The sequence below is a fragment of the Bradyrhizobium sp. 23 genome, from assembly GCF_023073295.1.
GTDB lineage: Bacteria > Pseudomonadota > Alphaproteobacteria > Rhizobiales > Xanthobacteraceae > Bradyrhizobium > Bradyrhizobium canariense_D.
This window is the reverse complement of record NZ_JADPJF010000004.1, coordinates 1-9,870: the sequence shown is the minus strand read 5'-3', so window position 1 is coordinate 9,870 and position 9,870 is coordinate 1. Positions and strand designations below refer to the sequence as shown.

7 protein-coding genes and 3 pseudogenes are annotated in these 9,870 nt (G+C 59.3%); 2 read left to right on the top strand and 8 right to left on the bottom strand.

Annotated features, from left to right (window positions below; translation table 11 throughout):
- Positions 1-396 (top strand): annotated as a pseudogene (locus IVB32_RS00790) (hypothetical protein); the annotation flags it as partial.
- A 72-nt stretch (positions 397-468) separates the two neighbouring features.
- Here IVB32_RS00790 and IVB32_RS00785 read toward each other — a convergent pair.
- Entirely contained in the window at positions 469-741 is a 273-nt protein-coding gene (locus tag IVB32_RS00785) for a hypothetical protein (RefSeq protein ID WP_247398683.1), read from the bottom strand.
- Positions 732-854: pseudogene (locus IVB32_RS00780) on the bottom strand (transposase domain-containing protein); the annotation flags it as partial. The pseudogene IVB32_RS00780 and the gene IVB32_RS00785, both read right to left, overlap by 10 nt.
- 289 nt (positions 855-1,143) lie before the next feature.
- Between IVB32_RS00780 and IVB32_RS00775 the strand changes: the two are divergent.
- Positions 1,144-1,683: a hypothetical protein gene (locus IVB32_RS00775; protein WP_247398685.1), complete on the top strand. Its 540-nt coding sequence runs from the start codon at positions 1,144-1,146 to the stop codon at positions 1,681-1,683.
- A gap of 2,176 nt (positions 1,684-3,859) precedes the next feature.
- On the opposite strand, the gene IVB32_RS00770 is transcribed toward IVB32_RS00775, so the two are convergent.
- The 6 genes and pseudogenes from IVB32_RS00770 to IVB32_RS00745 form a co-directional block, all read right to left on the bottom strand.
- Positions 3,860-4,996, bottom strand: a complete 1,137-nt coding sequence (locus IVB32_RS00770) for an MFS transporter (protein WP_247398687.1) — start codon at positions 4,994-4,996, stop codon at positions 3,860-3,862.
- Between the two features lie 675 nt (positions 4,997-5,671).
- Positions 5,672-6,100 carry a hypothetical protein gene (locus IVB32_RS00765; RefSeq protein ID WP_247398689.1) on the bottom strand — a complete coding sequence of 143 codons (429 nt, stop codon included), beginning with the start codon at positions 6,098-6,100 and terminating at the stop codon, positions 5,672-5,674.
- 201 nt (positions 6,101-6,301) lie between these two features.
- The gene (gene panC / locus IVB32_RS00760; RefSeq protein ID WP_247399046.1) at positions 6,302-7,153 is read right to left on the bottom strand and encodes a pantoate--beta-alanine ligase; all 852 of its coding nucleotides are present in this window, start codon (positions 7,151-7,153) and stop codon (positions 6,302-6,304) included.
- A 14-nt stretch (positions 7,154-7,167) separates the two neighbouring features.
- Positions 7,168-8,040: a 3-methyl-2-oxobutanoate hydroxymethyltransferase gene (panB, locus tag IVB32_RS00755; protein WP_018458909.1), complete on the bottom strand. Its 873-nt coding sequence runs from the start codon at positions 8,038-8,040 to the stop codon at positions 7,168-7,170.
- 1,244 nt (positions 8,041-9,284) lie between these two features.
- Positions 9,285-9,505, bottom strand: a pseudogene (locus tag IVB32_RS00750) (DUF3551 domain-containing protein).
- An 82-nt stretch (positions 9,506-9,587) separates the two neighbouring features.
- On the bottom strand, positions 9,588-9,870 hold a 283-nt coding region (locus tag IVB32_RS00745; RefSeq protein ID WP_247409549.1), incomplete at its 5' end, for a transposase.

The window sequence follows — 9,870 nt, the reverse complement described above, 5'->3', positions numbered from 1 at the left end:
TTCCGTCGCATTGTCAACGATCGGAATGGCAACGATACGGCCGACTTCCTGTTCTTGCCGGTGAGTGATGCGAGCGCTACGGACCCCCGTGCCCGCGGCTCCCATTGGTCGTTGCTGCTGGTAGATCGCCGCGATCGCCACCGGCCTGTTGCCCATCATTATGACTCTGCCAAGCGACACAATGCCAGACCTGCAGCAATGCTCGCAGCGCGGGTGGGAGCCGATTTGCGAGATGCCCCCATGCGCGAGCAGGGGAACGGCTATGATTGCGGAGTGTTTGTGGTCGACGGTACCCGGGCGCTGGTCAGACGGCTCGCGGGAAGACGGCACGCAGATCTGAGCCTCCTCTACCTCGTCGTCGATCGGCAGGCACTGCGAAACCGGCTAAGTGGGTGAAGTCGGCTTCAACTGAATAGCGCGTGCAGCTGGTTGAACTGTATCCATCCGAGATAAGCCGCGGATAGTGGATCACCGATTCCACCGCCTGAGGGGTTCGGTTCCCCTGTGCATCCTGATGAGCTCCATCAGGTTAGCCGAGTCGGTGAACGCCATGACGCCGTCGTTACCTATGCTGTAAACCCAGATGACGCCGCCCACCGGGTCCACTCCGTTGGCCACATCCCAAAGCCAGTCCTCGTCCTCGCCGAGGTCCTTTGCGACGCGACCGATGGTGAAGACGGACTTGACTCTGTTGACGTGCGCCGAGCGGAGGACGTCGACGTGAGCGACGTCCAATTCCACGGCAGCAACTGGTGTAGGCAGCTCTGTGGCATGTCCGCGATGCGCGCGAAGGCGTCGGCGAGCCACGCTTTCGGATCGATGTTGTTGAGACGCGCCGGCATGATGAGCGTCATCCGGCGGGAAGTTCCGAACCGGACGTTTAATGACTGGGACAGCCCGCGGCCGGGCTTCTGCGAGGTCGACATGGTCGCCCCTGGCGGCACGTCGGTGGCGGGATCGTCATCCAGACCATGACGATGGCCGATTCGCGACGGGCTGGACGGAGTGCCTGCCGTTGTTGAGGCGGGATGGCTCGCTGGTTGTCGAGGCTATGAAACCCGCACAGAGCCGGTTCCGCTGGCTTCTACGCGGTGTGGACTTCGACAACGACAGCAGGTTCATGAACGAGGTCTTCGCGCCGCGGTGCGCCAGCCGAAGCTCGGGGTGACGCGCTCGCGTGCCTACAACAAGAACGGTCAGGCCTTCGTCGAGCAGAAGAATGGTGCCGTTGTGCGTCGCTTGATGGGCTACGGCCGCTTCGATGGCCTCGACACGGCGCACGTGATGGGCCGCCTCTATGCGGCGGCAACTCTACGTCAACTTCTTTCAGCCGTCGTTCAAGCTCAAGGAGAAGCGCCGAGAAGGGGCCAAGGTGATCAAGCGTTGTCATGCTCCGTTGACACCCTATCAGCGCGCGCGGGCGCATCCAAGCTGACCGCGGCTGTAAAGCGGCGGCTGCACGATCAGTATCGCTCGCTCAATCCGGTCGCGCTCTTGGCCGAGATTCGCGCAATCCAGGAGGAACTTGGCAATCGCGCCGATCGTCGTGTCGGACAGGCGCGCGGCCTGCAACCCGCTTGCACGAGCACCGCGCCGGCAGCCGCAGCGAAGTTCGCGAAGGCCCTCGGCAAGACGGTGACGGCCGGCGAGCCGCGTGCCAGGCCGCCGCCGTCGGCCTTATAAGACCAGGGTTGGCACGACGTCCAAGCTCGACCCGCATTTTGCTACGATCGAGGGCTGGGCTCATCGAGGAGCCGCAATTAACTGCGGTCGCAATTGCCTGCCTGCTAAGAGAAATATCCCGGCGAGTTTGGGACGAGACAGCATTCGATCGTGCAGCGTCTGCTGAGCGCGCTCAGACCGAAGGCTGCCGAACAGCTCGTCGCTCAGGAGCGGCTCGACGACGCGATGACAGGTGTCCCATCGCCCTCCGCAACCCTACCCGCTCCGACGACGCGAGCGCTGCCGTCTTGCCGAGTGGCTTCAAAAGGAGAATTGACATCAATCCGGAATTAATGGGCCGATTGACAGACAAGCGTTTCAATGGCTGTTCCCGCTGGGCACCAGGTGGTGAAGAAGTCATCATCGGCAATGCGACGACGGATCAGTAGACCGCGTGTTCACAAACCGTCATCGGGCAGAAATTCTGCATAGACGCGAAGAGAGAGTGCGATTCGAATGTGATAGCGATTCTAGACTCGCACCACCGATCGGAGGAGGATCGTCTGTTGTCGGTGGGCGAAACGGGCTACAGGTGAGCACATCTAGACGCTGCGCCTACATGCTTCGCTCGGTTGGCTATCAGATGGTGACCACGCCCCTCTTTCACTCACCGCTGACGTTTCATCGCCTGCGCCGCGCGATCTCGTCAGCGACTGCGCTCGCGGCGCGCACTAGCCGTTCATGCAGGGTCTCGAACATGCCCAGGGTCTCATTATTGGGTTCATCCCTGCCCTATTCGAGAGCCTCGGCAGCCAGAGCGCTTTACCGACGCCTTGCGCGGGCGGTTTCAAGTGGTGCCGACGGAGGCGATGATCGTCTCTGACGTGATCAGGAAGACATAGCTGCGTGTTCAAGCGTATGGCCCATGCCAAGGTAAAGATCGTCACTCTTTGGCCGAATAAGCTGCTGCGAAAGCTGCAGCGCCGCATCAAATCGTGACGCAGCGAGCAGGCAAGCGCGCTACTGATTGGATCGGCAGATCTTGCGGAGCGGTTCGACGCGGCACCGGTTGCGCCGTGACAGCGCCCGCTTCCGGTACAGGGAAGCCTGTCGTTGCGCAAACCTCGGCCAGCTCCACGATCGGCCTCCCCGTACGGTCCGTCCGTCTTCTCGGGAGCAAAATAGATGAGGCATCCTCTTCGGGAACACTCCCTTCATGAGGCAATACGCGCTCTCATCCTGATTGTCGCGCCATAATGTTGCCCCGAACGGACCAAGCCGGGTACCAACTCTGAAAACTTAAGGGTGCAGGCGCTTCGTGATAAATGCGGGGAGCGTCGGCGGTCAAAATTGATCTCAAACACGACAATCGTCGCCGCCAATGTCCGGCAGTACCTCGTCACGGTCTAGGCTCGAGTAATGGCCAGACACACGTCCGCCTTGTAAGGAGCGGTTCATGCAGGGTTTGCGATAAGCGCGGCACCATCCTAAGGGAACGAAGTGACCCAACCATGCCCATGAGAAAGCGTACCGACCAAAAACTGCAATATCTTCACGTCGTGTACGCGTCAATCCAGCTTTCTCTTCTGGTGCCGACTTCGAGACTCTTCCATGCGAGATCCGTACGAAGGCCGATCTCGTGGTCCTTCTCACTCTCGTCGACCCTAGCACCGCCCGCACCGGCGAGGTTGTCTCGGCTTCGAACGTCGGGATAGTCCCGAGAAAGAATGATCAAATCGACCGGGCTTGCAGAATTCGATTGATTAAGGCCAACGCACAAACCTGTCCAGGGGCTGCGAGATACCAGATACCGGTATTTCCAAGTCCGTTAGGTATCAACGCCTGCTCGGCGAACGTCCGCTTTGGGCAATCGGGTTGAACGCTCGAGCTTGCCAACAGGCGAAAGCGCGGATTCACATAGGCATAGAAGCCTGGGATGAAGCGATTGGGCGAACAGCAAGCGCATCAAGCGACCTATCGAGGCATGAAGGCAGATCTCTGTAAGAACGCGGACCACCAATCGCCGGGCCTGAAGCACCTCCGGAGAAGCGCACCGCTTTGGGACCAGCAAAAAGTAGCCGATCATCGGCGCCAGGCAGATATCAGCTAGCCAACTCATTGCCGTCTCGATGAGAGACAAGATACGATCGGAGCTTCTCTTGCGCGCGGGTGCCGCTCTTTCACGTTTCAAACGCATTCACCGTGTGTTCGCCGTCGCGATCGGCGCCAAGAGCACGACGAGGCACATGAGCCCGGCTAGGACCCCAAATGCGGCCGGCAGTCCCACGTACTTGGCCAGTAAGCCGATACCAGCTGGTCCAATGAGAATTCCGGCATAACCCACCGTCATGATCGCGGCAATCGCGGGACCAACGGGCATCGCCTCCTGCGTGCCGGCGCGCCGGAACAGAATCGGGGCGACATTCGATAGGCCAAGACCAATGAGCAGCAAGCCGATCATGGCGATGACGGCCGCCGGTGCCGCCAGCAGAGCTCCGAAACCTGCCAAGGCCAGTAGACTTCCGAACATAAGTGTCGCGCGGTCCCCCGCGCGTTCGACGACGGCGTCGCCAGCAAGGCGTCCCACCGTCATGGCTATGGAGAACAGTACATACGCTAAGCCGCCCTGCGTCTTTGGAGCAAGACCAGCGCCGACGACCAACAAGGCAGCCCAATCGAGCATCGCGCCTTCGATAAGGAAGGCGATCGCCGCAATCACGGCTAGAAGGAGCACGATGGAACGCGGCAGAACGAACGACGGTCCCTGGTCCGCCCGCGCCGTTGGTACCAATCGCGGCCACGCCAGCATGATCGCGATCACTATCAATCCCGAGCAGACCACAGCCGAAACAAATGCGTCAATCTGCAGCGAGAGAAAAGCGGTCATGGCTGCAGACCCCACAAGTCCCCCGATGCTGAATTGAGCGTGGAAGCTGGACATCAGCGGGCACTCCGCCGTGCGCTCCACCTCCATCGCATGAATGTTCGCGGCCACGCTAATCGAGCCTATCGAGGCGCCTAAGGCGAATAGCGCGACGCCGAGCGCCAACTTGCTAGCTGTCGTGAGGCACGGCAGGACGATCGCGAGACTAAGCCCACCCACAAGAATGATCAGCCTGACGCCGTAGCGGGCGCTCAAAACACTGGTCAGAAGCATCGCGATGATGGATCCAGCACCCAGGCAGAGCAGTAGTAGGCCAAGTACGCCGTCATCGGCGGCCAGCCGGTCTTTCGCGAATGGTACGAGCGGGGCCCAGGCCCCGAAGCCAACCCCGGGAACGAAGAATGCAAGACGCGTTGCGAAGCGAGAGGATGGTTGACCAGCAGACGCCATGACAGGGACCCTATTGATAGACGACCTGCGGGCGCTGTACCAACGACGGACTCCCGAGCGACAGAGAGTGCGCAGGTTCGGCGGTCGAGAGGACATCGTTTGTTGGCGCAATCCGCCATGCCGGACGGTTCAGCGCGTGATATCGGATCGCGTCGATCGTCACTCTTCTAGTTCGATCCGCGACGACATCTTTGACTGCAAATACGATGCCACCGCGAAAACGCACGTGACGACTCAGTCCGATCTCGATACGATCGGGCAACTGTGCAGGCCGGCTAGGCATGGAGCGTCGGGGGCTCTCAACAAGCTTGTTACTTGCTGATTGATGAACGCGGTCGCGCACTGAAGGAGCACGAAGCACCCGAGTGCGCCTCGAGACCGCGTATTACGATTCCTGACGCCCTTTAGCGCGCCAACGCGGTCTCACCTTCCGTAGTCATATTCGCGAGAAATCAATATGGCTCAGTCGCAAAGCTGACATGAAATTGTCTGCCGATCGCAATCGATCTCAATGCGAGGCGAGGGGTTTGCAACCCTGTTACTCTGGGCTTGCGTAGCCTGCCAAACTGTGGCAACCGAGATCGCGGTGTAGACGCGGACATAAACAGTTTGATCATGGAAGGCACGCAGAGGCTTATGTGCCTGCTAGACCCATCGTCTTTGTCAACGCCCCCGTCACGGCTCGCCATTAACGACTTCTTCATCGAATTGGCTGTGCACATGGACCGGCATTGATTCTTGTCCGTGTGCGGGAGGGATGCGCTCGTTGCCCAACAGTCCATTGAGAAAGCTGCCCCGCCGAGATCGCGACCCGCTCCGCGTAAACAGCGGACGAATCCGTTGCTTGGTCTGCCGCAACAAAGAAGCCCACAGCGTCGCGCATCTTCGACCGACGCTCCACCAATCATCAAATCCCGAATGATGGTGGCCCATAGATTCAGAACCGCCCGAAAATTGCAACTGTAGTGCTAGATCCGGTGCGCCAAATGCATCGAACTCCGTCCGGATCGCGTCTCGGTGTTCCGTTACGCGCATATTCTCTCCTTCAAGAAGGATCAGTGCAAGATCGGCGAATACGCGCTGCCCCAGACAGTCGTGCGTCATCTTCAGTCGGAATTGATTGCGGAAGCCCCCGGTCGACGCGGGCTACGTGCGCATTAGTTTCGACCACTTCGATCTACCCCGGCTAGAAATCTTGCCGCGGCGAAGCGCGAGGGGCGGCCGCGTCGGAACTTCCAGGGTTACACCGACGACCGCCGAAACGGATAAGAAGAACACAGTTTGTCGATCTGGTTCTGAATTGCGCTACAGAGTTGGCAACGCGAGCAGTACGTTGTCGATCAGCCGGGTCGAACCGACGTAGGCTGCGGCACAGAGCGCCGCCGGAAGCCGCAGCGGACTCGCGGCGCGCTTGAGCGTATCACCATCGACAAGTTCAAGGTATTGCAGCCGATCAACGGTCTCAAGATGCCGCTCCGCGATCGCAATCAGCTTATCCACCTCGCGCACTCCTGAGCGGAACTCATCCGCCGCGGCGAACAGCCCACGACTGATGGCAACGGCTCGCCGACGTTCTTCCTCGCTCAGATTGCGATTGCGACTGCTCATCGCGAGCCCGTCCGGTTCCCGAACGGTTGGCACGGTGACGATCTCGATCGGAAGATTGAGATCAGTTGCCATGCGACGCACGACCGCGCATTGCTGAAAATCCTTTTGCCCGAAAAACACGACGTCCGGACGCACCATGTTGAACAGCTTGCATACCACGGTTGCGACGCCGCGAAAATGCCCAGGCCTAAAAGCCCCGCATAGTGGCTTCGCCAATTCGCCCGGTTCGACGAAGGTCTCGAATTGAGCCGGATAGACTTCCCGTGCACCCGGCGCGAAGACAATCGCAACACCGGCATCGCGGCACAATTTTTCATCGCGCAGGAAATCGCGAGGATAGCTGCTGAGATCCTCGTTTGGTCCGAACTGCGTCGGATTGACGAAGATGCTAACGACGGTAACGTCGCATTGCGCTCGGCTCGCCTCGACCAGGGCCAGATGGCCCTCGTGCAAATAGCCCATTGTCGGCACTAGCCCGACGCGTTTGCCCGCGCTGCAAGCCTTCGCCAGTTCACGACGAAGCTCAGCGACCGTCGTAATCGTCTGCATCGTAGCACCTTACATCAGGTTGTCTTAGGAGGAGCCCAGTTTGCGATGATGTCACCCAGGCTTTCAGGAAGCCGATAGGACTCTTGCGGCGCCGGGAACGCTCCACTGCGGACATCGGTAGCCCAGCGCGACAGCGCCTCCTGCAACAGCTGAAAACCATCTGCATAGGCGCGAACGAATTTGGCCCGACGACCTTCAGTCAGCCCCAGCACGTCATGGAATACGAGCACTTGGCCCGAGCACCCGGGACCCGCGCCTATTCCAATAGTCGGTATCGACAGCGATTCGGTCGCTCGCTGGGCGAGCTCGGCCGGAATGCCTTCAAGCACCAACGCGAAGCATCCGGCCTCCTGCAGACGGTGAGCGTCATCAAGCAGCCGCAAAGCGTCATCGGCTTTCCGGCCCTGCACCTTGAATCCGCCCATGATATTGACGCTCTGCGGGGTGAGGCCGAGATGGCCCATGACGGGAATTTCGCAATCGACCAGGGCGCGCACCATTTCCACGCGCTTGGCCCCGCCCTCGAGTTTCACTGCATCTGCACCTCGCTGCAAGAATCCTCCGGCGTTACGTATCGTCTCCTCCGGACTGAGGTGAAAGCTAAGAAACGGCATATCGGCCACGAGCAGGGCACGGGGCCTTGTGCGCGCAACAGCCTCGAGATGATGATTCATCATCGCCACGCTGACAGGCAACGTGTTGTCGAATCCGAGGCAGACATTGCCAACACTGTCGCCGACAAGAATGATGTCGACGATGGGGTCAGCGATGCCTGCAGTAACCGCATCGTAGGCGGTGGTCATGGCGACACGCCGCCGCTCCTGCTTCCACCGCTGCAGGATTGGAATCGTGATCCGCTCAACTGATACTTCCGAAGCGTGGCTCATTTTCGATCCGTTTCGTCAGATGGCCTCAGGTCGATTTCGCAGCTCTAAGCGATACAATTTAATCTCACCTGTCTCGCCTACGATTTTGAAGCCACCGCCCTCCCGAAGTCCCCGCGTCACCGAATATGTTAGGCGAACGGTAATCCGATTCTTGCGACCGAAGCAGTTGAGTATTGCGCGCATCCCGGGGGACCACCCTTTTTCTATGGCGGACGAGTGAAAACTGTCAACCATGAAAGGGAAACATACGCCTCCAAAGTAGCAGGCGCGTGCATAAAAACTCCAATGGTCGCGCGACCATCAAGCAAGAACTCCCCAGATTCAAATTGTCATTTGGAAGCGCGTTGCGTCACGCTGGGTCTCAGGGCGCGCCGATGCGATCATTCTGGCAATTTGCCTGCGGCGTTGTCTTAACCGCATCTCTTGCATGTCGGACTGGCTGGCTCTGCCCAGGGAGGCAATACTCTACCGGAGCGAGTTCTTTTCCGAGCCTCATCAAGTTCAACTGCAGCCCGAGGATTTGTTGCCGCTCACACCTGCTGCGCTGCATCAACGCTCCGGCATACTTACTTCCCCATACAGAGCTGATAGAAATTGCGTACCATGCCCTGCTCCAATCCCTTCCCCGGGATACTTGGCACTTTCCAGCTCCCGAAACAGGCCTCGCGCTCACCCTCTGTTGTAGCGGCATATCGCGATCGATTAGTTCGATGAGCCCCTGCCTGTCGGCCGAAAATTGCGTTGCGCGTATTCCGCGGTGAAATCCTTCAAACGAGCTCGGAGTGACCGCCGCGCCTTCGTCAAATGCAAGCATGGGAGTGCTTTCCAGCGCAGCAGATCGTGAAAGCTATGCAGACGCGCGTCTGCCGCCGCTAATTCGATGGCGTGTGGATAACCCGACCGTACAGACTTGTCAGGCGAGCCGCTTAGAGGCGTCGCTGACCTGAGGCGCCGGTGCGCTTGCCGCCCGCTTGCTGCCCAATTCGCAGTAGCCGTGGCAACCCAAGCGTCAGGCCATCGAAGAGTCGACAGTTTGACACGGCCAGCCAAGTCATGCGATGCAAAAAGGGCTAAGCGGGGTTAAGGCGCAGTAGTGCGGTCGCAATCTAAGCGGCGGCCGCCATTGCGAGGTCAGCAGCTTCTGCTGCACACGTTCAAAGGCCAACTATTCGTCGAAGACACGATTTCGTAACAACACCCCGCATTTCCCTTGTGCGTCTTTTCGTGGCGTCTTGTACTGGTTGTCAGCGCGATCGTTCTACCCGCCGCGCCAATGCGTATGTCGGGTCGATACCGCAATAGGCGTCCGTCCCCGAACGAGAACTGGCAATTGCCAGGATCCCCCCAGATACGTCCTTGCAAACAATGAGCGTCCTGCCAAGCGTGTCGCAGGACGTACACCCGAAGGCGAGACAAAGCCAAGTGCATGGGAAGTGCTAGCAGCGACAAACAGCAGATAGCGCATGTCTGTCAATCGGCGTTCGACTGGGACCCCCTATCGGCACCCAAAAGGGGCTCTGACGCATATTCGATGATCGTGATTGTTTTTATGGCGCGCCAATCAGCCTAGCCTGAAGGAGATCGAGCTTAGCGCGCCCGTACATTTGCCGTTTGACCAGCTTGAGCTTGGTGATCTGAGCTTCCACTTGGCCATTGGACCATGGTTGCGTGATTGCCGCGTGCACCGCGCCCTTATCGTTGGCAATGCCATTCGCGAACGAGGCAATGAGGCTCCGCTTGGATTCCTCAATCCAAGGTTCGAGCTCCATCTCGGCCTTCTTTCGGATCATCGCGTGGAAGCGGCCAACGAGAGCTTGGGCATCGGCCAGC

Coding starts and splice junctions, on each gene's coding strand:
- panC (WP_247399046.1), bottom strand. CDS start 7,153: ATGCAGACGATTACGACGGTCGCTGAGCTTCGTCGTGAACTGGCGAAG.
- panB (WP_018458909.1), bottom strand. CDS start 8,040: ATGAGCCACGCTTCGGAAGTATCAGTTGAGCGGATCACGATTCCAATC.
- IVB32_RS00770 (WP_247398687.1), bottom strand. CDS start 4,996: ATGGCGTCTGCTGGTCAACCATCCTCTCGCTTCGCAACGCGTCTTGCA.
- IVB32_RS00765 (WP_247398689.1), bottom strand. CDS start 6,100: ATGACGCACGACTGTCTGGGGCAGCGCGTATTCGCCGATCTTGCACTG.